Source organism: Microbacterium mcarthurae (assembly GCF_046064585.1).
GTDB lineage: Bacteria > Actinomycetota > Actinomycetes > Actinomycetales > Microbacteriaceae > Microbacterium > Microbacterium mcarthurae.
The window spans coordinates 303110-327539 of record NZ_JAROCE010000001.1 but is presented as its reverse complement, the minus strand read 5'-3'; the positions used below and the strand labels follow the sequence as shown (position 1 = coordinate 327539).

Sequence of the window (24430 nt, the reverse complement as noted above, 5' to 3'; positions counted from 1 at the left end):
ACCGCATCGCGCCGACACATCCACCGCGGCGTGCGCAGGCGCGATGACGTCTCGGCGACCCTGGGAGCCGAAGGAACGCCGAAACGGCGCGGTCAGCGGTCGCGGGAGATGACGCCGACCTCTTCGAGACGCTCGAGCAGGCCCGCCCCGTCGGATTCCGTGACCCAGGGGACGTCGGCGGCCGAGTGATCGTCGACGACCGTGCGACCACCGGCGAGAACGGCCTCGGCGGGCAGCAGACGCCGGATGGCGACGGCCGCGACGCTCTCGGGGTGCTCGATCGCGAACCCCGTGTAGATCGCGTCGTCGTGCTGGCCGTCGTCGCCGACGAGCAGCCACTTCACGTTCGGGAACTCCTCGGCGATCCGGCGCAGGCTCACCTCTTTGTGGTCGCGCCCGCTGCGGAACCAGCGGTCGTGCGTGGGACCCCAGTCGGTAAGCAGGAACGACCCCGCCGGGAACAGATGGCGTCGGAGGAACCGGGTCAGAGTGGGCGCAACGTTCCACGCGCCGGTCGAAAGGTAGATGACCGGGGTTCCGGGGTGCTCGCGCGAGAGCCGCTCGAGCATCACCGCCATACCGGGCACGGGCTGGCGCGCGTGCTCGTCGACGACGAACGAGTTCCACGCCGCCAGCAACGGCCGGGGGAGCGCGGTGACCATGACGGTGTCGTCGACGTCGCTCACGACGCCGAACCGCACGTCGGACCCCACGATGAACACGCGCGTCTCGCTGGGCTCACTGCCCTCGACGCTCATCGTCACCGTCTGCCATCCCGGGGACAGGGTCGCGGGGAGTTTCGCGTCGATGACGCCGCCGCGATCGGCGACGACCTCGTGCGAGACGCCCTCGATCGTGACCGTCACCTGCGCGTACCCCACGGGCACGGCGGCGAAACTGCGCCAGCCGCGCAGGCTCGCGAACTCGCCGTTCGACGTGCGCTTGATCGGCGGCGCGATGAGCACCCGGCCCAGCACCCGCACCCATTCCTCGGTCCCGTAGCCGGGGAACCCCGTCACGGCGGGGCGCAGACCGCGGGCGCGTGCGCGACGTTCGCGCCAGGCGTGGAAGCGGTACTCGAGGCGGGCGAACCAGAGCACTTTGGCGCGAGAGGAGCGAGGCATCCCGCTCAGTCTTTCACGTCGTCGCCCACCGGTTCGAGAGGATCAGGATCGTCGGCGAGGTGACGACGCTCGATGCGCTCCAGCACCTTCTTCCCCGCGTACACCAGGAGGAGGAAGACGACGATGATGCCGGCGAAGAGGTAGCCGGCGTAATGGATGCGGTCGGCCAGCTCGCGGTAGGTGCCGGCCGCCGACGCGGCAACGGTGATGTAGAGCGCCGCCCACAGCACGCACGCCGGCGCGGTCCAGGCGAGGAACCGACGGTAGGGGTACCCGCTCATTCCGACCGTCAGGGGGACGAGCGAGTGCAGCACCGGGAGGAAGCGGGAGAGGAAGATCGCGGGTCCGCCGCGGCGCCGCAGGTATCGGTCGGCCCGGTCCCAGTTGTTGTCTCCGAGCTTCTGCCCGAGCCGTGACGCCCGGATACGCGGGCCGAAGTAGCGCCCGAGCCAGAATCCGATGCTTTCTCCGAGGAGCGAACCGATCACCACGGTGGCACCGAGGATGACGCCCTCGACGGGCGAGGCGATGGCGGTGCCGGCGACGATGACGACGGTGTCGCCGGGGACGACGAGACCGACCAGCACGCTCGTTTCGAGCATGATCGCGAGTCCGGCGACGAGCGTGCGCACCACGGGATCGACGTTCTGCACGACGTCGAGGAGCCACGTGAGGATCTCGTTCACCTCGCTCAGCCTACGGGCCGTGGGTTCGTCCTAGCCTGGGAGCGTGCCGCGTTCTGTCTCGATGGTTGCCCTGCCCCGGTGGCGCGACCCCGAAGACGTGTTCTCGTCTGTTTTCGCGTCGTCTCGTCACGCGTTCTGGCTCGACGCGGGTCGCGACGCCGGAGCCGGGTGGAGCTACCTCGGAACGGGGCAGCCCGACGCGTCCGCTGCGCCGTTCCAGACGGATGCCGCGTCCCACGCCTTCCGCGATGCCGAGGGCCCGCGCTTCCGCGGCGGATGGGTGGGGTGGATCTCGTACGAGGGCGTCCCGTCGTGGCTCCGTGCCGACGAGCTGCTGGCTTTCGATCACGCCTCTCGGCGGGTGTGGGCGATCTCATCCACCGGGTCCGTCGCGGACCTCGCCGCGGCGGCGTCGGCGAGCCCGAACGCCCCGACGGTCGCCGAGGCTGAGCACCGGGGTGCGGCATCCGCTCGTCATTCACCCGGGCGGTACGCCGAGCTCATCGAGGCGTGCCGCGACCGGATCGCCGATGGCGACGCGTATCAGCTCTGCCTCACGACACGTTTCACCATTCCCGGCACCGTCGATGCCCTCGCCGCCTTCCGCCGCCTGCGCGCCACCGCCTCGTCGCACCACGGCGCTCTCGTCCGCATCGGTGACACGTCTCTCGTGAGCGCTTCGCCCGAGCGCTTCCTCGAGGTGCGCGGTGGCCGTGTCCACACGCACCCCATCAAGGGCACCCGCCCCCGGCATCCCGATCCCGTGCGCGACGCAGCCCTCGCCGAGGACCTGCGGTCGGATGCCAAGGAGCGCGCCGAGAACGTCATGATCGTCGACCTCATGCGCAACGACCTCTCGCGGGTGTGCGTTCCGTCGTCGGTGGGGGTGGACCGGCTCCTCGAGGTCGAGACCTATCCGACGGTGCATCAGCTCGTCAGCGAGGTCTCGGGTCGGCTCCGGCCCGGAACACGCATGGGCGACGTGGTGGATGCCGCCTTCCCGGCGGGGAGCATGACCGGCGCCCCCAAGGCCTCGGCCATGGAGATCCTCGCCGAACTCGAGGGGGCGCCGCGCGGCATCTACTCGGGCACCTTCGGGTGGATCGGCGACGATGGGGCTGCGGATCTCGCGATGGTCATCCGCAGCATCGTCGTCGAGCCGGATGCCGCCTGGGTCGGGGCCGGCGGCGGGATCACGTGGCGGTCGGTCGCGGCATCCGAGGTCGCCGAGGTCGGCATCAAGGCGCGAGCGCCCCTCGCGGCCGTCGGGGCCACCGTTCCCCCCGGATGGTGACGGCCCCCGCGAGCCGGAAGCGCCCGCGCGCGGTCCGGTAGCCTGGACGCCGGCCCTCGCGGCCTCCCGACTTTCACGATTGGTCTCACCCGTGTCTCAGAACCCCTCTTCCGCGCCGTCCGCCGACGGAGGCTTCGACCCCCACGAGATCCAGGCGAAGTGGCAGAAGGCGTGGGCGGAGAAAGACCCGTTCCGCGCCGGCGGCGACGCCGACACGCGTCCGCGCAAGTACGTGCTCGCGATGTTCCCGTACCCCTCGGGCGACCTGCACATGGGTCACGCCGAGAACTACCTGTACTCCGACATCGTGGCGCGCTTCTGGCGCCACCGCGGCTACAACGTCCTCAACCCCATCGGTTGGGACTCGTTCGGGCTGCCCGCCGAGAACGCCGCGATCAAGCGCGGGGCCGACCCCGTGGAGTGGACCTACGCGAACATCGCGCAGCAGAAGGAGAGCCTGAAGGACTACGGCGTCTCGTTCGACTGGAGCCGCGTGCTGCACACGAGCGACCCCGAGTACTACCGCTGGAACCAGTGGCTGTTCCAGAAGCTGTACGAGAAGGGTCTCGCGTACCGCAAGGACGCCCTCGTCAACTGGGATCCGGTCGACCAGACCGTGCTCGCCAACGAGCAGGTCCTGCCCGACGGAACGAGCGAACGCAGCGGCGCGGTCGTCGTCAAGAAGAAGCTGACGCAGTGGTTCCTGCGCATCACCGACTACGCCGACCGTCTGCTCGACGACCTCAACCAGCTCGAGGGCTTCTGGCCGCAGAAGGTCATCCAGATGCAGCGCAACTGGATCGGCCGCTCGGTCGGCGCCGACATCGCGTTCGAGATCGAGGGCCGCGCCGAGAAGATCACGGTGTTCTCGACCCGCCCCGACACCCTGCACGGGGCGACGTTCTTCGTCGTCGCGCCCGAGTCCGACCTGGCGGCCGAGCTCGCGGCATCCGCCGACATCGAGGTGCGGCAGAAGTTCCAGGCCTACCTCGAAGAGGTCCAGCGCGCGACCGACATCGAGCGCCAGGCGACCGACCGGCCGAAGACCGGCGTGTTCCTGGGTCACTACGCGATCAACCCGATCAACGGCGAGAAGCTCCCCATCTGGGCGGCCGACTACGTCCTGGCCGACTACGGCCACGGCGCGGTCATGGCCGTGCCCGCGCACGACCAGCGCGACCTCGACTTCGCACGCGCCTTCGACCTGCCGGTCAAGGTCGTCGTCGACACGAACGCCCCGGTGACCGGCGCGATCCCGGTGATCGAGGTGGACGAGGACGGCGTGCCGATCGACCCGCTCGGCGAGGTCGACGACCTCGATCCGGTCAAGACCGGAGTGGCCCTGACCGGTGACGGCCGCATGATCAACTCCGGCTCGCTCAACGGCCTGTCCAAGCGCAACGCGATCACGCGCATGATCGAGGAGCTCGAGGCGAAGGGCGTCGGCCGCGCCGCGAAGACGTACCGTCTGCGCGACTGGCTGATCTCCCGTCAGCGGTACTGGGGGACGCCCATCCCGATGCTGCACGGCGAGGACGGGTCGATCGTCCCGGTGCCCGAGGACCAGCTGCCCGTCGTGCTGCCCTCCGTCGAGGGGCTCGACCTCAAGCCGAAGGGTTCCTCGCCGCTGGGCGCGGCGACCGACTGGGTGCAGGTCACCGACCCCGAGACCGGGCAGACCATGCGGCGCGACCCCGACACGATGGACACGTTCGTCGACAGCTCGTGGTACTTCCTGCGCTTCCTGTCGCCGACCGACCCCAACGAGGCGTTCTCGATGCACGAGGCACGCAAGTGGGGCCCCGTCGACTTCTACATCGGCGGTGTCGAGCACGCGATCCTGCACCTGCTGTACGCGCGCTTCATCACCAAGGCCCTGTTCGATATGGGCCTGGTGGAGTTCACCGAGCCTTTCTCGAGCCTCATCAACCAGGGCATGGTCATCCTCGACGGCGCGAAGATGTCGAAGAGCAAGGGCAACCTCGTGCTCTTCCAGGAGGAGCTCGACGCCCACGGTGCTGACGCGCTGCGCGTGGCCCTGGCCTTCGCCGGGCCGGTAGAGGACGACAAGGACTGGAACGACGTCTCGACCACGGGGGCGGCGAAGTTCCTCGCGCGGGCGCTCCGCATCGCGCACGACGTCGACAGCGAGACCGACGTGGTGTGGGCCGAGGGTGACCAGGCGCTCCGCCGCGTCACGCACCGCCTGCTGGCCGAGGCGCCGAACCTCGTCGAGCAGACGAAGTTCAACGTCGTCGTCGCCCGCCTCATGGAGCTCGTGAACGCCACCCGGAAGGCGATCGATGGGAAGGCCGGCGCGAGCGACCCCGCGGTCCGCGAGGCCGCCGAGGTCATCGCGATGACCCTCGACCTGTTCGCCCCGCACACCGCCGAAGAGATGTGGCAGACGCTCGGGTACGACGGCTTCGTCGGCCTCGTCACGTGGCGCCAGGCCGACCCGACGCTGCTCGTGGAAGACACCGTGACGGCGGTCGTGCAGATCGACGGCAAGGTGCGCGGCACGCTTGAGGTGTCCGCCAAGATCGGCGCCGACGAGCTCGAGGCCGCCGCCCGCGCCGACGAGAAGGTACGTCGCGCGCTGGGGGACCGCGAGATCGTGCGTGCGGTCGTGCGGCCGCCCAAGGTGGTCAGCTTCTCGACGAAGTAGCGGTCGTCGTCTGGATGCCACGCCTCGGCGCTCCGCGGAGCGCGGGGGCGTGGCATCCGTCGTTTTCGACTGTGAACGCGTCCTCCCCACGAAGTGGATCTGGAGGCCCGTCCACCGTCCTCCCTCCGGGGCCCGCCAGAGCGCGCTGCTTCTTCGTAACGTTCCCGAGTGGCCACCGTCCTCGATACCGACTCTCCGGCTCCCCGTCTCGATCCGCGTCGCCGGCTCGGGGTGGGAGCGGTGATCGTCCTGGTGCTGCTCGGCTTCGCGGTGACCGTCGGAATCGGGATCTTTCGCGGAGCGACGGGAACCGAGACGGTGACGACGGCGCCGACGTCGACCGCCGACGTCAGCCCCCACCCCACGCCGGCGTGTATGTCCACGTCGCGGGCGCCGTCCGTGAAGCCGGCCTGTATCGACTCGCGGTGGGGGACCGGGTGGCGGATGCCATCGCCCGTGCCGGCGGATTCGCCGACGACGCGGCGCGCGACGGGGTGAACCTTGCGAGGACCGTGACGGACGGAGAGCAGATCGTCGTGCCGGTCGTGGGAGCCGTCCCTCCCGCTGTCGGCGGAGGCGAGGGCGCGACGTCCGGCCCGCTCGACCTGAACACCGCGACGCGAGAGCAACTCGATGCGCTGCCTCGGATCGGTCCGGCGCTCGCGGACCGCATTCTGGCGTGGCGTGACGAGAACGGACGCTTCACGAGCGTCGACGACCTCGGCTCCGTACCCGGGATCGGCGAGAAGATGCTCGCGAGCCTCCGCGACCTGGTGCGTGTGTGAGCGAGCGGCAGGCGCTTCGGCGGAGGGCGTGGCGCCCCGTGAGCGTCGCGGGGTTCACCTGGACCGGAGCCGCCGTCGCGACGGCGATACCGACGGCCGGGATGCTGACGATCGTGCTGCTAATCGCCGTCGCGGTTGCGGCGGCATCCTTTCTTCGGTTCCGGCATCCCGCGGCGCTGGTTGCGGCGGTGGCTCTGGCGTGCGCCGCGTCCGCCGCAGGTTCGGTGGCCGCCATGGCGCCGATACGCCAGGCCATCGCCCATCTCGAGGCCGACGGGGGCCGCCATCTGCGCGTGGTGGCCACGGTGACGGGCCACGTCTCGGGGAGCGCTGACGGTGGAGCGTGGTTCGACGCGACGGCGTCCGCGGTGACCGCGGGAGACACGACCGTGCGCGGCGTAATTCCCGCCCGCATCGGGCTGGACGCCGAGGGTCGGGAACACCTCTCCGCCGTGGGGCAGGGAAGCGAGATCGTCGTCACCGGCCGAGCGATCCCCACCGACCCCGCGGAGAGAGCAGTGCTGGTGCTGCGCGTTACCGAGGTAGAGCGCGCACCGCCACCCCACGGCGGGTGGGCGGTGTTTGAAAGCCTCCGTGACGGTCTCACCGCCTCGAGCCACGGGCTGCCGCAGCCCGGGGCCGGGCTGATCCCGGGGCTGGCCGTCGGCGACACGTCGAGTCTCGAGGCGCCGACCGAGGCCGCGATGAAAGTCTCCTCGCTGTCACATCTGACCGCCGTATCGGGAGCGAACTGCGCGCTGGTGGTCGGTGCGGCGTTCATGCTTCTCGCCGGGTGCGGGGCACGCCGGTGGGTTCGCGTGGTCGGAGCTCTCACGGTCCTGGCGGGGTTCGTCGTGCTCGTGACCCCCGAGCCGAGCGTCGTCCGGGCCGCGGCCATGAGCGCGATCGGCATCCTGGCGCTCGGGTTCGGTCGACCCACGGTCGGGATCGCCGTGCTCGCCGCGGCGGTCTCCCTGTTGCTGATTGTCGACCCGTGGTTGTGCCGCTCGCTCGGATTCGCACTGTCGGCGGCGGCCACCGCGGCGCTTCTCGTCCTCGCGCGACCGCTCGCCGACGGACTGGCACGCGGTATGCCGAGACCGCTCGCGCTCGCGTTGGCGGTCCCGGCGTCGGCGCAGATCGTGTGCGGTCCGCTCATCGTGCTCATCGACCCGCACGTCCCACTGCTGGGCGTTGCCGCGAACATGCTCGCCGAGCCCGCGGCGGCACCGGCGACGATCGCCGGGGTGCTCGCCTGCATCGCACCGTTCCCGTGGCTGCGTGACGGGCTGACCGCGCTCGCGTGGATCCCCGCCGCGTGGATCGCCGGCGTCGCCCACACGACGGCATCCCTTCCGGTTCAGAACCTCCCGTGGCCCGACGGTCCGTTCGGTGCGGCACTCCTGGCCGTGGTGGGCGGCGCGATCGTGCTGGCAGTCGCGCGTCCGCGCCGTGTGCCGCGACTCACCGCCCTGGCGACGGTGGTGGTCGCGGTTCTGATCGGGTCGGCCGGGGGGACGAGCGCCATCCGAACGGTTGGCGGTTCGCTCACCGTTCCGGCCGATTGGCAGGTGACGATGTGCGATGTCGGTCAGGGGGATGCCACCCTGTGGCGGTCGGGCTCGCAGGTGGCGCTCGTTGACACAGGACCCGAGCCCGAGCCGCTCGCCGACTGCCTCCAGACGCTCGGAATCGGCCACCTCGACCTGGTCGTGCTCACACACTTCGACAAAGACCATGTCGGTGGTTCGGCCGCGATCCTCGGGCGAGCGGACGTCGTCATCCACGGCCCTCCGGGGGAGCCGGCCGACCAGAGGCTGCTCGACCGGTACGCCGCCGGTGGCGCGCGGCTGATCGCCGCCGTGATGGGGATGACGGGAGAGGTCGGCACCACCCGGTGGCAGGCGCTCGGTCCGCTCCCGGGGATGGAACCGGGCAATGACGCCAGCGTCGCGATCGACGTCACCGGTCCGGGATTTCCCCGTACCGTGATGCTCGGCGACCTCGGTGCCGAGCCGCAGGCGAGCCTCCTGCGCCGCATCGACGTGCCGCGCGCGGAGATCGTGAAGGTCTCCCATCACGGCAGCGCGGATCAAGACGCCGAGCTGTATCGCCGGCTCGACGCGACCGTCGGCCTCATCGGTGTCGGTGCCGACAACACGTACGGGCATCCGACCTCCGCGCTGCTCGACATCCTGCGGCAGTGCGGAACCGTCGCCGCCCGCACCGACACGGATGGCATCGTCGCGGTCTGGCGCGACGGGCACGGGCGGCTGGCGCTGTGGCGGCAAGGGGGGCCGTGAGACTCTCCGGCGAGGCGTGCCCCGTGGCGCCTGCGGCGTGGTCCCGGCCGACGACCGTCGCGCCGGCGACCAACCGGCACCCGTGTCCGACCCGGTCGGTAGGCTGGGGGAGTGACTCCGGCCCTCCGACGCTCCGCCCCCGCGAAGGCGAAGTCGGCGATCCCGCAGATCGGCTGGCGCACTCCGCAGCCCGCGCCGATCGTGCTCGTGTCCGGTCCCGAAGAGGTGTGCGCCGAACGCGCGATCGCGGGCGTCCGCGACTACCTCAAGAGCGAGGATCCGAGCCTCGAGGTCACCGACGTCCGCGCCGACGACTACGCGGCCGGTACCCTGCTGGCTGTAACCTCCCCGTCGCTGTTCGGTGAGCCGCGGCTCGTCCGCGTCGGCGGCGTCGAGAAGTGCTCCGACACCTTCCTCACCGAGGCGCTCTCGTACCTCGCGCACCCGCAGGATGGGGCGACGGTCGTCCTACGCCACACCGGAGCGAGCGTGCGCGGCAAGAAGCTCTTGGATGCCATCCGGGCCGGCCAGGGGAACGGCATCGAGATCGCGTGCCCGGCGATCAAGCGCGACTCCGACCGCTTCGACTTCGCCGTCGGCGAGTTCAAGGCCGCGCAGAAGAGGATCGCGCCGGTCGCCCTCCGCTCCCTCGTCTCCGCGTTCGCCGATGACCTCACCGAGCTGGCGGCCGCGTGCCAGCAGCTGATCGCCGACGTCCCCGGCGACATCGACGAGCGCACGGTCGAGCGCTATTACGGTGGCCGGGTCGAGACATCCGCCTTCACCGTGGCCGACACGGCGATCGCGGGCCACTACGGCCAGGCCCTTCTCGCGCTGCGGCACGCCCTGGCATCCGGAGCCGACCCGGTTCCGCTCGTCGCCGCCGTCGCGATGAAGCTGCGGACGATGGCGCGCGTCGCCGGCAACCGCGAATCGTCGTCGGCACTGGCCCATCGCCTCGGCATGAAGGACTGGCAGGTCGACCGCGCCCGCCGCGACCTCGTCGGCTGGACCGCCGCGAGCCTCGGCATGGCCATCCACGCCACCGCCCGCGCCGACGCCGAAGTCAAGGGCGCCTCCCGCGACGCGGTGTTCGCGCTCGAGCGCATGATCACGATCATCGCGACCCGCCAGCCCTACGGCCGCTGACCGGGCTCTTCGCCTACCGGGGCGCACTGTGTGCACTGGGGCGGTCGATGCGCGCCCCAATGCACGAACGACGCCCCGCAGCCTCACGACCGTACCCACAGGAACACGGGGGCGCGATGCGGGCGCTGCACCGCAATGTGCGCGCTGCGCCGCGATGTGGGCGCTGCGCCGCGATGTGGGCGCTGCGCCGCGATGTGGGTGCTGGGGCGCGATGTGGGCGCAGAGCCGCACGCTACGCACCGGGGTGCACTGTGTGCATTGGGGCGGTCGGTGCGCGCCCCAATGCATCAATGACGACCCGCAGCCTCACGACCGTACCCGCCTGTGTCTACAGCGACGCGGGGGCGCGATGCGGCGCTGGGCCGCGATGGGGCACCGGGGCGCACTGTGTGCACTGGGGCGATCGGTGCGCGCCCCAATGCACGAACCACACCCCGCAGCCCACGACCGCACCCGCGTGCGCGCACAGGAATACGGCAACACCGAACGGCGCTGCGATGCACCTGTGAACGACGAAGCCCGCCCCGCGATGCGGGACGGGCTGTCGAAAGGATGCGGCTCAGAGAGCGGCGACCTGCTTCGCGATGGCCGACTTGCGGTTCGCGGCCTGGTTCTGGTGGATGACACCCTTGCTCACGGCCTTGTCGAGCTTCTTGCCGGCGAGGACGAGCGCCTTCTCGGCGGCTTCCTTGTCACCGGCGAGGACGGCCTCGCGCGTGCGGCGCACGTGCGTCTTGAGCTCGCTCTTGACGGCCTTGTTGCGCTCGCGCGCCTTCTCGTTGGTCTTGTTGCGCTTGATCTGCGACTTGATGTTCGCCACGTCGACGGTCTTTCGTTTGAGTGAGTGTTGGAAGTGCCGGGCGAGCGGTAGAGGGACGCTGCACCGGCGGTCGTGGAGGTCGGGAAAAACCCCACACGCAAGCCAAGCGTCGAGTCTATCAGGTCGAGGCCTCGACCGTGGTGAGCGCCACGTCCAGCACGGCGTTGAACACGCGCGGCCGCATCGCCGTCACGAGGTGCGTCGTGCGCGGAACGACGATGAGCTCCGCGTCGCGCGCCACCGACAGGAACAGCTTCTCGTTGACCCGCAGCTGGTCCCACTGCCCGTTCACGAACCACAGCGGCACGTCGATGCGCCGGAGCGCCGCGAGCAGATCGAGCACGGAGAGGCTGCGCAGGGCCGTGTCCTGCACGTCGAACGCGTACCCGCCGGCGCCGAAGTCCTCCCGCGTCTCCGGCGGCAGCGTGCGTTCGAGCACGTAGTTGGTCACGCGCATCCCCCGGTCGGGGAAGGCGTCCAGCCGCCGGGCGAAGAAGCGGTAGGCGGCGAGCCCGACCCCGCGGGGGATGGACGTGCAGGATGCCGCGACGAAGGCCGCGACCGGTGGCTTCTCCTCGCTGCCGACGTACTCGATCGACAGCAGTCCCCCCATCGAGTGCCCCACCAGCAGCACGGGGCCCCGCAAGGCGGCTTCCCGGACGGCGCGATCGATCGTCGCGAACGCCTCATCGAGCGTGAAGGTCTCGCCGCGGCGGGTTCCGTGGCCGGGCAGGTCCACCGCGGTCACCGGGTTGCCGCGACCGCGCAGGTGCTCCACCTGCGCTCGCCACATGCTCGCCGACGTGCGGATGCCGTGCACGAGCACGACCTGGACCGTCATGGCATCCAGCGTACGAAAGCTCCGGATGCCGGGACCCCGGCGCGGCGAAGTGGGCGCGCGCCCGTAGAATCGACGGAACATGTCACCGCGCGCCCTGAAGCCCCTCGAGCCGTCCGCCACCCCGCCGGCGCAGATCCGCAACTTCTGCATCATCGCCCACATCGACCACGGCAAGTCGACGTTGGCCGACCGCATGCTGCAGATCACCGGCGTGGTCGCCGACCGTGACATGCGCGCGCAGTACCTCGACCGTATGGACATCGAGCGCGAGCGCGGCATCACGATCAAGTCGCAGGCCGTGCGCATGCCGTGGGCGGCCTCGGGCGAGACGTTCGCGCTCAACATGATCGACACGCCCGGTCACGTCGACTTCACGTACGAGGTCAGCCGTTCCCTCGCCGCATGCGAGGGCGCCATCCTGCTCGTCGACGCGGCGCAGGGCATCGAGGCCCAGACGCTGGCGAACCTGTACCTTGCGCTCGAGAACGATCTGCAGATCATCCCGGTGCTGAACAAGATCGACCTGCCCGCGGCCGACCCCGACAAGTACGCGGCCGAGCTCGCCGGTCTCATCGGCGGGAAGCCCGAAGACGTGCTGCGCGTGAGCGGCAAGACGGGCATGGGCGTCGAAGCCCTGCTCGACCGCATCGTCGAGCAGATCCCCGCGCCCGTCGGACAGGCCGACGCGCCGGCGCGCGCCATGATCTTCGACTCGGTGTACGACGCCTACCGCGGCGTGGTGACCTACGTCCGCATGGTCGACGGTGCGCTCTCGCCGCGCGAGCGCATCCAGATGATGTCGACTACCGCGACGCACGAGCTGCTCGAGATCGGTGTGTCGAGCCCCGAACCCGTGCCGACCAAGGGTCTCGGCGTCGGCGAGGTCGGCTACCTCATCACCGGCGTGAAGGACGTGCGGCAGTCCAAGGTCGGCGACACGATCACGAACCACCGCAAGCCCGCGAGCGAGGCCCTGGCGGGGTACACCGACCCGAAGCCGATGGTCTTCTCGGGCATCTACCCGATCGACGGCAGCGACTACGCCGAGCTGCGCGAAGCGCTCGACAAGCTGAAGCTCTCGGATGCCTCGCTGCAGTACGAGCCCGAGACCTCGGTGGCGCTGGGCTTCGGCTTCCGCTGCGGGTTCCTCGGCCTGCTGCACCTCGAGATCATCACCGAGCGCCTGTCGCGCGAGTTCGGTCTCGACCTCATCACCACCGCGCCGTCGGTGACCTACGAGGTCACGACCGACACCGGTGAGACCGTCTCGGTCACTAACCCGAGCGAATACCCCGACGGCCGGGTCGCCGAAGTGTCCGAGCCCATCGTCAAGGTCGGCATCCTGCTTCCGAAGGATTACGTCGGCACCGTCATGGAGCTGTGCCAGTCGCGCCGCGGCACGCTGCTCGGCATGGACTACCTCAGCGAAGATCGGGTCGAACTGCGCTACAACATGCCGCTCGGCGAGATCGTGTTCGACTTCTTCGACCACCTCAAGAGCCGCACGCAGGGGTACGCGAGCCTCGACTACGAACCGGCCGGTCAGCAGACCGCCGACCTGGTGAAGGTCGACATCCTGCTCCAGGGCGAGAAGGTGGATGCCTTCAGCTCGATTGTCCACCGCGAGAAGGCGTACAGCTACGGCACGATGATGACCGAGCGACTGCGCAAGCTCATCCCGCGTCAGCAGTTCGAGGTTCCCATCCAGGCGGCGATCGGCGCGCGGATCATCGCGCGCGAGAACATCCGCGCGATCCGCAAGGACGTCCTGGCCAAGTGCTACGGCGGTGACATCACGCGTAAGCGCAAGCTCCTCGAGAAGCAGAAAGAGGGCAAGAAGCGCATGAAGATGGTCGGCCGCGTCGAGGTGCCGCAGGAGGCGTTCATCGCCGCCCTGTCCGGCGACGTCGAGGGCAAGAAGTAACCACGCCCACCGTCCTCTCATCCTCGACCTAGGAGACTGAAGATCATGCGCCGGCAGAACTTCACCGACGACACGGTCGACTACGCCGCGGTCGGCGCCACCCAGGCGCACGACCTCATGCAGTACCCGCCCGAGCACTCGCTTCCCGCCGAGGACTCCTGGCGCATCGGCAGCGGCGAGGAGCGCTTCACGGCGGCGAGCGAACTGCTGCTGTCGTGGGCGCCGTTGCGGTCGGAAGAACTGAGCATCACGGACGTGCGGCCGGCCACCGACGGCGGGTACTCCGGTGTGGCGTTCGACGCCGAGGGCGCCCCGATCGCACCGAGCCGCGTCGAGTCCGAGCAGCGCTTCGCCACCGACGGCACACCGTTCGTCAGCCCCGGCACGAGCGTGCGGCTGCACGGCAAGGTCGACGGCCATCGCGCGGACGCCCATCTGCGGGTCATCTCGGTGTTCGAGGAGCCGCGGCGGGTGGGATACATCCTCGGCACGGTCGGTCACTCGATCGTGAGCGGCGAGGAGCTCTTCGCTCTCGAATGGCGCGACAACGATGAGGTCTGGTTCGTCGTCCGCGCCTTCGACCGCCCGACCGCGCCGTCGTACCGCGTGTTCGCCAGTCGCGTTCGCCGGCGCCGACGCGCTCTGTTCCAGCGGTATCTGCGCGCGATCTCGCCGCTGTACACGTCCTGATGGGCGGGCCACTTCCGCTCGGCGACCCGGCCCCGCCCGACGGGCGGCTGCCCGACGATCTCCCGCTCGACCCGACGGCCGACTTCGGCGTGTACCTGCACGTGCCGTTCTGCCGAGTCCGCTGCGGCTACTGCGACTTCAACACGTACACCTCGAGCGAGTTGCGGGGTGCGCGACAGGAGGACTTCGCCGACACGCTCGCCGCCGAGGTGCGCCTGGCGAGCGGGGTCATGGATGCCGCGGGCACCCGGCGCGCGGCATCCACGGTGTTCTTCGGCGGAGGCACCCCGACGCTGCTGCCTCCGGGCGACCTCGCGCGCATGCTCGACGCGGTGCGCGGGGAGTTCGGGATCGCCGAGGGAGCCGAGGTCACCGTGGAGGCGAACCCCGACACCGTCGACGACCGTGTCGCCGAGACTCTGGCGGAGGCCGGCGTCACGCGGCTGTCGATCGGCATGCAGTCCGCGCAGCCGCACGTGCTCGCCGTGCTCGACCGCACCCACGATCCGCGCAACGTGGCCACCGCGGTGGCCGCTGCGCGCCGGGCGGGGCTCGACGTCTCGCTCGACCTCATCTACGGCGCCCCGGGGGAGTCGCTCGACGACTGGCGCGCCTCGCTCGAGACGGCGACCGCCCTGCGGCCCGACCACGTCTCCGCCTACGCGCTCATCGTCGAGGACGGCACGAAGCTCGCGCGCCAGATCCGCTCGGGGAGCGTGGCGATGCCGGACGACGACCTGCAGGCCGACATGTACGAGCTGGCCGACGACCTGCTGAGCGGCGCGGGGTACGACTGGTACGAAGTGTCGAACTGGGCCACGGACACGGCGCACCGGTCCCGGCACAACCTCGCCTACTGGCGGGGGACGGACTGGTGGGGATTCGGTCCCGGAGCACACAGCCACGTCGCCGGACTCCGGTGGTGGAACGTGAAGCACCCGGCCGCCTACGCGCAGCGGCTGGCGGCGGGGGAGTCGCCCGCCGCCGCGCGGGAGCGACCCGACGACACCGCCCGGCGTCTGGAGTCCGTGCTGTTGCGCAGCCGCATTCGCGAAGGCCTGCCGGTGTCGGAGCTCCTCGGCGAGGGCCGCAAGGCCGTGGCCTCTCTTATCGCGGATGGACTCGTCGAAGGACCGGATGCCGTCCGCGGGCGCATCGTGCTGACGCGTCGGGGCCGGTTGCTCGCCGATGCCGTCGTGCGGGCACTCACGGTCTGAGCGCCGTTCCGGCTCCGTTTCGGGCGCGTGCCCTAGAATTGGCACTCAGGTGATCGGAGTGCCAGAAGGAGGGAGCCGGCCATGGTGTCCGAACGCGGCTTGCAGGTGCTCCGCGCGATCGTGCAGGACTACGTCGACACGCGTGAGCCCGTCGGCAGCAAGGCGATCGTCGAGCGGCACGCTTTCGGTGTCTCGGCGGCGACCATCCGCAACGACATGGCCCAGCTGGAGGACGAAGACCTCATTGTCGCGCCGCACACGTCGTCCGGACGCGTTCCCACCGACAAGGGGTACCGCGTTTTCGTCGACCACCTCGCCGAGCTCCGTCCTCTGTCGACCGCGCAGCGCAGCGCGATCACGTCGTTCCTCGACGAAGCCGGCGACCTCGACGACCTCCTCGCCCGTACCGTCCGCGCGCTCACGCAGCTGACCGGCCAGGTCGCGATCGTCCAGTACCCCTCCTTCTCCCGCGCGAACCTCTCGCACGTCGAACTCGTCGCCCTCGGTGGCCCGCGCGTGCTCGTCATCCTCGTCACCGACACCGGCCGGGTCTCCCAGCGCATCGCGCTCGTCCCGGCCGAGCCGACCGAGAGTGACATCGTCCAGCTCCGGGCCCGTGTCGGAGCCCTCCTGGTGGGGCGCAGCGTCGCCGACTGCGCGCAGACCGTCGCCTCCGCGACGAGCGAACCCCCGCGGCCGGGCATGGTGCTCGATGCGATCGCGGACGCGGTGCTCCGCGTCGTCGGCGAAGAACTCGAGGAGTTCCGCCAGGACCGTCTGGTCATGGCCGGCGCTGCCACGCTCGCCAAGCGCGAATCCGATTTCCGCGGCAGCATCTACCCGCTGCTGGAGGCCATCGAGGAGCAAGTGACGCTCCTGCGCCTCATGAGCGAGATGGTCGCCGACGAGCAGGGCCTCTCGGCCAGCATCGGCCGCGAGAACGAGCCCTTCGGTCTGGTCGAGGCATCCGTCCTCGCGAGCCGGTACGACGGCACGGCCGGCGGAGCCCGCGTGGGTCTGCTCGGTCCGACCCGCATGGACTATTCCTCCAACCTCGCGGCGGTCCGCGCCGTCGCGCATTACCTGACCCGGATGCTCGAAGACGACGACAGCGCTCGTTGACGAACACCCCACGCAGAGATCGACCCCGCGCGAGCGGGCAGGAAGGCGATTGTGGCTGACCACTACGAGGTCCTCGGCGTCGCACGCGACGCCAGCGCCGACGACATCAAGAAGGCGTACCGTCGGCTCGCCCGTGAGCTGCACCCAGATGTGAACCCGGGCGAGGATGCATCCGAGCGATTCAAGCTCGTCACCCACGCGTACGACGTGCTCAGCGACCCCGAGCAGCGCCGTCGCTACGACATGGGCGGTGACCAGAACCCGTTCGGCGGCGGGGGCGCCGCCGGGTTCGGCGGGTTCAGCGACATCTTCGAGACGTTCTTCGGCGGTGCGCAGGGCGGCGGCGCACGCGGACCGCGTCCCCGCTCGCGGCGCGAGCGCGGCCAGGACGCCCTCGTGCGGGTGACCCTGAGCCTCGGCGACGTCGTCTTCGGCGTCCACCGCGACCTGGAGGTCGACACGGCGGTGCTATGCGAGACGTGCCAGGGCGCGTGCACGCAGCCCGGGACGACCGAGGTCACGTGCGACATCTGCCACGGCTCGGGTCACGTCCAGCGCACCGTTCGCAGCCTCCTCGGCAACGTCGTGACGAGCCAGCCCTGCAGCGTCTGCCAGGGGCACGGCACGACCATCCCCTACCCCTGCGGGACGTGCCAGGGTCAGGGACGGGTGCGCGCACGCCGGACGGTGTCGGTCGACATCCCCGCCGGTGTCGAGACCGGTCTACGACTGCAGCTCCCCGGCTCCGGCGAGGTCGGTCCCGCCGGCGGACCCAACGGCGACCTGTACCTCGAAATCACGGTGGAGTCGCACGATTCGTTCAGCCGCGAGGGCGACGACCTGCTCGCCACCCTCGAGGTATCGATGCCGGATGCCATCCTCGGCACGACCACCACCATCGAGTCGCTCGACGGCAGCGTCGACCTGGAGGTGCGACCGGGGGTGCAGTCCGGTGACGTACTCACCATCAAGGGACGCGGGATCACGCCGTTGCGCGGCAGCCAGCGCGGCGACCTCAAGGTCGGTGTCCACGTGGTCACGCCGACCCGTCTCGACCACAAGGAGCGCGCGCTGATCGAGGAGTTCGCCAAGCGCACGAAGGCCCCGAGGCCGCGCCTCTCCGAGCACCAGCAGGGCCTGTTCTCCAAGTTCCGCGACCGTTTCCGGCACTGACCGTGGCTCTGCACTTCGTCACGGAGAACGCGACCGCGGCTGTCGCGGGCGATGTCGTGGTGCTCACCGGCCCCGAGGCGCATCACGCCGCGGCGGTACGGCGCGTTCGCGTCGACGAGGCGGTGACGCTCGGTGACGGGCGTGGCGTGTGGCTCGAGGGACGCACGAGCGCGGTGGCGCCGAAAGAGGTCTCGGTGCTCGTGACGGGCCGCGCCGAGGTTCCGGCGCCGGCCCCGCGCATCGTGCTCGTGCAGGCACTGGCGAAGGGCGATCGCGACGAGCTCGCCGTGCAGGCGGCGACCGAGCTGGGCGTCGACGTGATCGTGCCCTGGCAGGCCGCGCGCAGCGTGTCGCGGTGGGATGCCAAGGCCGAGAAAGGCTTGGCCCGTTGGCGGACGATCGTGCGCGAGGCGGCGAAGCAAGCGCACCGCCCCTGGATCCCCGAGGTCGAGGGCGTCGCGCGCCTGGCCGAGGTGGTCGCGCGCGCGGGTGACTCTCGCGTGCTCGTACTCGAGCCGTCGGCCGCCGAGAGGCTGACGGAGGTGGCATCCGTCCCCTCCGATGAGCGCGATGTCGTGCTCGTCGTCGGCCCCGAGGGCGGTATCGCCCCCGAGGAGCTCGACGCGCTGCGGCACGCGGGCGCGCGTGTCGTGCGCCTGGGCGAGACCGTCCTGCGCACGTCCACCGCCGGCGCGGCCGCGATCGCGGTGATCTCGGCCGCCACCGGGCGCTGGTAGCCCGAACGCCGGAGCCGAGAGCCGATCCTCCGCCACCACGGCACGCCAGCACCGCCCGCGGCGCGCCCGACCCGTCGTCGGACCCCGTCGATAGACTGGATGCCATGAGCGAGCCGACGATCTTCACGCGCATCCTCCAGGGCGAGATTCCCGCCGAGATCGTCGCCGAGACCGAGAACGCGTTCGCCATCCGCGACATCGCGCCGCAGGCGCCGGTGCATCTGCTGGTGATCCCCAAGACCCAGGAGTACCGCAACGTCGTCGAGCTCGCGGCGGGCGACCCGGCTCTGCTCACGGAGATCGTGGGGTTGGCCAATTCCGTCGCGACCGAGCACGCCGACGGTGACTTCCGTCTCGTCTTCAACACCGGCGCCGGCGCCGGCCAGACCGTTTTCCATGTACACGCCCACGTCCTCGCGGGCGGCCTGAACGAAAAGAGCACGGGTGGCTGATTCCCCCGAAGAACCCGTCGTCGAGCGTCTGTACGCCGACGGCGTCGCCATGGTCCAGCTCCTGGGGCCCCAAGACCGCCTCCTGCGCGTCGTCGAGAAGGAGCACCCCGACGTCGACGTTCACGTGCGCGGCAATGAGATCACGCTCTCCGGTGCGGCTGCGGCGGTCGCCGCGGCGAAAGGTCTGGTCGACGAGCTGCTCACCATGACGCGCAACGGTCAGGGTCTGGACCCGGCGGACGTGTCCAGCTCCAGTCGGATCCTCCGCTCCGATGGGGGCCCGCGCCCGTCCGAGGTGCTCGGTGAAGCCATCCTCTCGTCGCGCGGGAAAGTCATCCGTCCCAAGACGCTCGGGCAGAAGGCGTACGTCGACGCCATCGAGGAGAACACGATCGTCTTCGGCATCGGCCCCGCCGGTACCGGAAAGACCTATCTCGCGATGGCCAAGGCTGTGCAGGCGCTGCAGCGCAAAGAGGTCAGCCGCATCATCCTCACGCGTCCCGCGGTCGAAGCGGGGGAGCGCCTTGGATTCCTGCCGGGCACCCTCACGGACAAGATCGACCCCTACCTGCGCCCGCTGTACGACGCTCTCAACGAGATGATGGACCCCGACATCGTCCCCAAGCTCATGGCGACGGGCACCATCGAGGTCGCACCGCTGGCCTACATGCGCGGTCGGACCCTCAACGACTCGTTCGTCGTGCTCGACGAGGCGCAGAACACCACGCCCGAGCAGATGAAGATGTTCCTGACGCGTCTCGGCTTCGGAACCCGCATGGTGGTCACGGGCGACATCACACAGATCGACCTGCCGCAGGGCGCCTCGGGTCTGCGACTGGTGACGCGCGTGCTCGGCGAGATCGACGACATCCACTTCGCCTACCTCACCAGCGACGACGTCGTGCGGCACACCCTCGTGGGTCGTATCGTCGATGCGTACAGCGAGTATGACGAGAGACGGCTCATGTCCCGCCGCGAACGCGACGAGGCCACCGAGTTCGCCAATCGTGCCGAACGCCGCGGCGCGGCCCGTCCCGCGGGTCCGCGCGATCACCTCCCGAGACGAAACCGTTCATGACGATCGAGATCAACAACGAATCCGGCCACGAGGTCGACGAGCAGGTGCTCCTGCGCCTCATGGAGCACAACCTCGCCGAACTGCACGTGAGCCCGGATGCCGACGTCGCCATCGTGCTGGTCGACGAGGGCGCAATGGAGTCGCTCCACGTGCAGTGGATGGACGAGCCCGGACCGACCGACGTGCTCAGCTTCCCCATGGACGAGCTGCGTCCGGGCACCGAGGATTCCCCGACGCCCGCCGGGCTCCTCGGCGACATCGTGCTGTGCCCCGCCGTGGCCGAGACGCAGGCCGTCGCTGCGAAGCACTCCACCCAGGACGAGCTGATCCTCCTCACCACGCACGGCCTTCTCCACCTCCTCGGCTTCGACCACGCCGAGCCCGATGAGGAGCGAGAGATGTTCGGACTCCAGCGCGAGCTCATCGCCGGCTTCCAGGCCGTCGAGCGCCGCCGCCGCGCATGACCGAAGCCCTCCTTCTCGTCGCGGCGCTCGTCCTCGTCGGTTTCGGCGGCTTCATGGCCGCCTCCGAGGCCGCGTTGGGGGTGACCTCGCGCGCGGATCTCGTCGAGCTCGGCGCCGCGGGTCGAAACGCCCGGTCGTTGCAACGCATCGCCGACGACCCGAGCGCGCACGTCACGGCCGTCGTCTTCATCCGGGTCCTCGCCGAGACGACCGCGGCGGTCCTCGTCGCCGCCGCCTTCATGCTCCTCTTCGATAACATCTGGCTCGCGGTCATCGCCGCCGCAGTGATCATGACGGGGATCTCGTTCGTCGCGGTCGGCGCCAGCCCGCGCGCCGTCGGACGTCAGCACGCGACCGGTCTGCTGCGCGGCGGAGCCCCGATCATCCGGGGCATGCGTGTCCTGCTCGGACCATTGGCTCATGGGCTGGTCGCTGTCGGTGACCGCATCACACCCGGCGTCTCGCACTCGACATCGTTCGCGTCGGAGGAGCAGCTCCTCAGCATCATCGATGAGGCCGCCGAGAACGAGCTCATCGAGGAGGACGACCGCGAGCTCATCCACTCCGTGTTCGACTTCACGGACCGCTACGTGCGCGAGGTCATGGTGCCGCGTACCGACATGGTGACGGTGGATGCCACCGCCACCACCCGCGAGGCGCTGGGGCTGTTCCTCGACAAGGGCGTCTCGCGCGTCCCGCTCGCCGATGACGAGGCCGATGACGTCGTCGGCATGCTGTATCTCAAAGATCTGGTGCAGTTCGCCTTCCGCGAGGAGGACGGGTGGCGCGACGCGCCCATCCGCCGCATCGCGCGCCCCCCGGTGTTCGTGCCCGAGTCCATGAAGGCCGAGACGCTGCTCCAGCAGATGAAGAAGGATGCCGTGCACGTCTGCCTCGCGGTGGATGAGTACGGCGGCGTGGCGGGCCTGGTCACCCTCGAGGACTTGATCGAGGAGCTGGTCGGGGACATCTCCGACGAGTACGACGCACCGTCGACCGAGATCGTGCCGTTGGAGGACGGCCGCTACCGCATCAGCGCCCGTCTCGGTCTCGACGAGGTCGGTGACCTGTTCGGCCTCGAGCTCGACGACGAGGACGTCGACTCGATCGGCGGTCTGCTCGGCAAGGCGCTCGGTCGCATCCCGCAGCCCGGCGCCACTGCCGAGCACTCCGGTCTCGTCATGACCGGCGGCGCCTCGCGCGGTCGCAATCGCGGCATCGCGACGGTGATCGTCGAACGCGCCGAGGTCGACGACGACAACGACGAGACGGCGCCCGCGGGCTCCGCTCGCGAGAGGAACGACAGATGACCGACACCCGATCCGGCTTCGTGACCTTCGTCGGACGCCCCAATGTGGGAAAGTCCACCCTCACGAACGCGCTCGTGGGCGAGAAGGTGGCGATCACGAGCGAGAAGCCGCAGACCACTCGACGCGCCATCCGCGGGATCGTCAACCGGCCCGGCGGTCAGCTGGTCGTCGTCGACACGCCCGGCATCCATCGTCCGCGGACGCTGCTGGGGCAGCGACTCAACGACCTCGTCGAGCAGGTACTGGGAGATGTCGACGTGATCGCCTTCTGTGCACCGGCGACGGAGAAGGTCGGTCCCGGCGACCGACGCATCGCCGAGTCGCTGACCGGCTACCCCCGGGCCAAGAAGGTCGCCCTGGTCACCAAGACGGACGCCGCGACGCGGGAGCAGATCACCGAGCGTCTGATCGAAGTGGATGCCCTCCGCGAGGACTGGGCAGCGGTCATCCCGCTCTCGGCCGTCACCCGCGACCAGCTCGACGTCCTCAGCGATGAGCTGCTCTCGCTCATGCCCGAGGGGCCGGCGCTGTACCCCGACGATGTCGTGACCGACGAGTCCCTCGAGGATCGCATCGCCGAGATCATTCGTGAAGCGGCTCTCGACGGGGTGCGCGACGAGTTGCCGCACTCCATCGCGGTGACGGTCGACGACGTGTCGGCACGCGAGGACAGCGATCTCACCGACGTGTACGCCAACATCGTCGTCGAGCGCGACAGCCAGAAGGCGATCATCATCGGCCGCAAGGGCTCGCGCCTGGCGGACGTGGGGGCGCGGGCGCGCAAGGGGATCGAGCCACTCGTGGGCGGGCGGGTATACCTGTCCCTGCACGTGCGCGTCGCCAAAGAGTGGCAGCGCGACCCCAAGCAGCTCGGTCGCCTCGGTTTCTGACCGCGTCGACCGGCCGGAAGGACGACCACGATGGCGCAGCAGTGGCGGGCTCAGACGCCCGGATCTCCCGAGAACTGGACGTTCGCCGAGATCGAGGTACCGGAGCCCGGCCCGGGCGAGGTCACCGTTCGCGTCCATGCGGCCGGGGTGAACCCGGCGGATGCCAAGCACGTCGCGGCTCCGCGGCCGGGGGTGATCTTCCCGGTGCCCATCGGGTACGAGCTGTCGGGCGAGGTCACCGCGGTCGGCCCCGACGCGGTCGGCGGCTCCGGACCGCTGACGGTGGGGGATGAGGTCGTCGCGTTCCGCGTTCAGGGCGGGTACGCGACCGAACTGACTCTCCCCGCGCGCGATGCGTTCGCCAAGCCGGCTGCGCTGTCGCATGCCGAGGCAGCGAACCTTCTGCTGGCGGGAACGACCGCTGCGGAGATGATCCAGGTGACCCGGACCACAGCGGGTGAGACCGTGCTGCTGCACGCGGCATCCGGCGCGGTGGGTGTGAGCCTCTTGCAGCAGGCGCGCGCACTCGGCATCCGCGTCATCGGGACGGTCGGCCCGGACGCCGACGATTCCGCCGCGCGAGTGCGGAAATTCGGCGGCCTGCCCGTGGCTTACGGGGACGGGTTGACTGAGCGCGTCCTCGAGGCGGCCGGGGGAGCGCCGATCGCCGCCGCGTGGGATGCCGCCGGCACCGACGAAGCCCTCGCGGTTTCGCTCGCTCTGGTGGCCGAGCGCGACCGTATCGTGACGATCGTGTCTCCGCAGCACGCGGAGACCCACGGCATCCTGTGGATCGCGGGCGCGCGACCCGAGAGCGCGAGGTTCCGCGACATCGCCCGGGCCCGCGTGCTCGAGCTCGCGGCATCCGGGGATCTCGAGGTGCCGGTCGCCCGCACGTACCCGCTCGCCGACGCGCCCGAGGCAGTGCGCTTCGTGATGCAGGGCCACCCCGGCGGCAAGGTCGCGCTGCTGTCGTGAGTGCGTCGCCGTTCGTCCTGCCGTCCGCGCCGGCGTCGCTCGAGGTCGTCCGCGACCGTGTGCGTCTGCGCCCATTTCTCGAAGGCGACTTGGACGCGATGGCGGTCTACCGCGGAGATGCGGACGTCTGCCGTTTCTTGCCGTTCGAGCCTCAGACGACCGACGACATCCGGCGACGCATCGGACACCTCTTCGGGCAGACCCGGCTGGAGGGGGATCGCGCCGGGGTCGTCCTGGTGATCGAGCGGGTGGCCGATGGAGCGATCATCGGCGACCTCGTGCTGTTCCACCTCGACGGCGACGCAGGTTCGGCCGAGATCGGGTGGGTCCTGAGCCCTGCCGCAGGGGGCCAGGGGTTGGCCACCGAGGCGGTTCGTGCCCTCATCGATACCGCGTTCTCGATCTACGGTCTGCGCCGTCTCGTTGCGCGCATCGACGCGGACAACGTCCGTTCCCTCGCCCTCGCCGAGCGCCTGGGGATGCGCCGAGAAGCACACCTGGTCGAGAACGAATGGTTCAAGGGCCGGTGGAGCGACGAGGTCGACTACGCCGTCCTCGCCCGCGAATGGACACCGCCACGTGAGGCATGACGCGACCCAGTGCTACGATCGCAGAATGCGCTTCGGTGGCCTGCTTCTTCTTAGCTGCCGCGACGAGTCCTCGTTCTAAGGGCCTTCCTCGTCGCGGAGCTCGTCGTCGGCCCCTCCAGACAGACAAGAGAAGCG

22 protein-coding genes are annotated in these 24430 nt (G+C 70.1%); 18 read left to right on the top strand and 4 right to left on the bottom strand.

Features of this window, described 5'->3' with window-relative positions:
• Positions 1-92: 92 nt before the first annotated feature.
• Complete coding sequence (locus P5G46_RS01570) at positions 93-1124, bottom strand: App1 family protein phosphatidate phosphatase (protein ID WP_239275390.1); 1032 nt, start codon at positions 1122-1124, stop codon at positions 93-95.
• Between the two features lie 5 nt (positions 1125-1129).
• The gene (locus P5G46_RS01565) at positions 1130-1810 is read right to left on the bottom strand and encodes a DedA family protein (protein WP_408904837.1); all 681 of its coding nucleotides are present in this window, start codon (positions 1808-1810) and stop codon (positions 1130-1132) included.
• Positions 1811-1853: 43 nt separating this feature from the next.
• Between P5G46_RS01565 and pabB the strand changes: the two genes are divergently transcribed.
• The 5 genes from pabB (at position 1854) to holA (ending at position 10009) form a co-directional block, all read left to right on the top strand.
• Positions 1854-3104 carry an aminodeoxychorismate synthase component I gene (gene pabB, locus P5G46_RS01560; RefSeq protein ID WP_408904836.1) on the top strand — a complete coding sequence of 417 codons (1251 nt, stop codon included), beginning with the start codon at positions 1854-1856 and terminating at the stop codon, positions 3102-3104.
• A gap of 91 nt (positions 3105-3195) precedes the next feature.
• Positions 3196-5772, top strand: coding sequence for a leucine--tRNA ligase (gene leuS, locus P5G46_RS01555; protein ID WP_408904835.1), 2577 nt, complete (start codon positions 3196-3198; stop codon positions 5770-5772).
• A gap of 371 nt (positions 5773-6143) precedes the next feature.
• Positions 6144-6557 (top strand): ComEA family DNA-binding protein, encoded by a 414-nt coding sequence (locus P5G46_RS01550; protein ID WP_408904834.1) that lies wholly within the window; start codon positions 6144-6146, stop codon positions 6555-6557.
• Positions 6554-8860, top strand: a complete 2307-nt coding sequence (locus tag P5G46_RS01545; protein ID WP_408904833.1) for a ComEC/Rec2 family competence protein — start codon at positions 6554-6556, stop codon at positions 8858-8860. The genes P5G46_RS01550 and P5G46_RS01545 overlap by 4 nt, the downstream gene beginning before the upstream one ends.
• Positions 8861-8971: 111 nt before the next feature.
• A complete protein-coding gene (holA, locus tag P5G46_RS01540; protein WP_239275380.1) occupies positions 8972-10009 on the top strand; it encodes a DNA polymerase III subunit delta in 1038 nt (345 codons plus the stop codon).
• 559 nt (positions 10010-10568) lie between these two features.
• Here the strand turns inward: holA and rpsT are convergent.
• Together rpsT and P5G46_RS01530 are read right to left on the bottom strand one after the other, a co-directional pair.
• Complete coding sequence (gene rpsT / locus P5G46_RS01535; protein ID WP_076490365.1) at positions 10569-10829, bottom strand: 30S ribosomal protein S20; 261 nt, start codon at positions 10827-10829, stop codon at positions 10569-10571.
• Between the two features lie 118 nt (positions 10830-10947).
• On the bottom strand, positions 10948-11670 hold the full coding sequence (locus P5G46_RS01530) for an alpha/beta fold hydrolase (protein WP_408904832.1): 723 nt from the start codon (positions 11668-11670) through the stop codon (positions 10948-10950).
• Between the two features lie 79 nt (positions 11671-11749).
• Here P5G46_RS01530 and lepA point away from each other — a divergent pair, with 79 nt between their 5' ends.
• From lepA to P5G46_RS01465, 13 genes are all read left to right on the top strand, one after another.
• The gene (gene lepA, locus P5G46_RS01525; protein WP_239275376.1) at positions 11750-13594 is read left to right on the top strand and encodes a translation elongation factor 4; all 1845 of its coding nucleotides are present in this window, start codon (positions 11750-11752) and stop codon (positions 13592-13594) included.
• A gap of 45 nt (positions 13595-13639) precedes the next feature.
• Positions 13640-14284, top strand: a complete 645-nt coding sequence (locus P5G46_RS01520) for a DUF1990 domain-containing protein (RefSeq protein ID WP_408904831.1) — start codon at positions 13640-13642, stop codon at positions 14282-14284.
• Complete coding sequence (gene hemW / locus P5G46_RS01515) at positions 14284-15501, top strand: radical SAM family heme chaperone HemW (protein ID WP_239275372.1); 1218 nt, start codon at positions 14284-14286, stop codon at positions 15499-15501. The genes P5G46_RS01520 and hemW overlap by 1 nt, the downstream gene beginning before the upstream one ends.
• A gap of 81 nt (positions 15502-15582) precedes the next feature.
• Positions 15583-16623 (top strand): heat-inducible transcriptional repressor HrcA, encoded by a 1041-nt coding sequence (gene hrcA / locus P5G46_RS01510; RefSeq protein ID WP_239275370.1) that lies wholly within the window; start codon positions 15583-15585, stop codon positions 16621-16623.
• Positions 16624-16674: 51 nt separating this feature from the next.
• Positions 16675-17796: a molecular chaperone DnaJ gene (dnaJ, locus tag P5G46_RS01505; protein ID WP_408904830.1), complete on the top strand. Its 1122-nt coding sequence runs from the start codon at positions 16675-16677 to the stop codon at positions 17794-17796.
• Between the two features lie 2 nt (positions 17797-17798).
• Positions 17799-18533: a 16S rRNA (uracil(1498)-N(3))-methyltransferase gene (locus P5G46_RS01500; RefSeq protein WP_408904829.1), complete on the top strand. Its 735-nt coding sequence runs from the start codon at positions 17799-17801 to the stop codon at positions 18531-18533.
• 104 nt (positions 18534-18637) lie between these two features.
• Positions 18638-18985, top strand: a complete 348-nt coding sequence (locus P5G46_RS01495; protein ID WP_408904828.1) for an HIT domain-containing protein — start codon at positions 18638-18640, stop codon at positions 18983-18985.
• A gap of 49 nt (positions 18986-19034) precedes the next feature.
• Positions 19035-20063: a PhoH family protein gene (locus P5G46_RS01490; protein WP_239275438.1), complete on the top strand. Its 1029-nt coding sequence runs from the start codon at positions 19035-19037 to the stop codon at positions 20061-20063.
• Positions 20060-20527 carry an rRNA maturation RNase YbeY gene (gene ybeY / locus P5G46_RS01485; RefSeq protein WP_239275362.1) on the top strand — a complete coding sequence of 156 codons (468 nt, stop codon included), beginning with the start codon at positions 20060-20062 and terminating at the stop codon, positions 20525-20527. The genes P5G46_RS01490 and ybeY overlap by 4 nt, the downstream gene beginning before the upstream one ends.
• A complete protein-coding gene (locus tag P5G46_RS01480; RefSeq protein WP_408904827.1) occupies positions 20524-21837 on the top strand; it encodes a hemolysin family protein in 1314 nt (437 codons plus the stop codon). Before ybeY ends, P5G46_RS01480 begins: the two co-directional genes overlap by 4 nt.
• Positions 21834-22727 (top strand): GTPase Era, encoded by an 894-nt coding sequence (gene era, locus P5G46_RS01475; protein WP_408904826.1) that lies wholly within the window; start codon positions 21834-21836, stop codon positions 22725-22727. The genes P5G46_RS01480 and era overlap by 4 nt, the downstream gene beginning before the upstream one ends.
• Positions 22728-22757: 30 nt before the next feature.
• Complete coding sequence (locus P5G46_RS01470) at positions 22758-23705, top strand: quinone oxidoreductase family protein (protein WP_408904825.1); 948 nt, start codon at positions 22758-22760, stop codon at positions 23703-23705.
• Positions 23702-24295 (top strand): GNAT family N-acetyltransferase, encoded by a 594-nt coding sequence (locus tag P5G46_RS01465; RefSeq protein WP_408904824.1) that lies wholly within the window; start codon positions 23702-23704, stop codon positions 24293-24295. The genes P5G46_RS01470 and P5G46_RS01465 overlap by 4 nt, the downstream gene beginning before the upstream one ends.
• Positions 24296-24430: the final 135 nt, after the last annotated feature.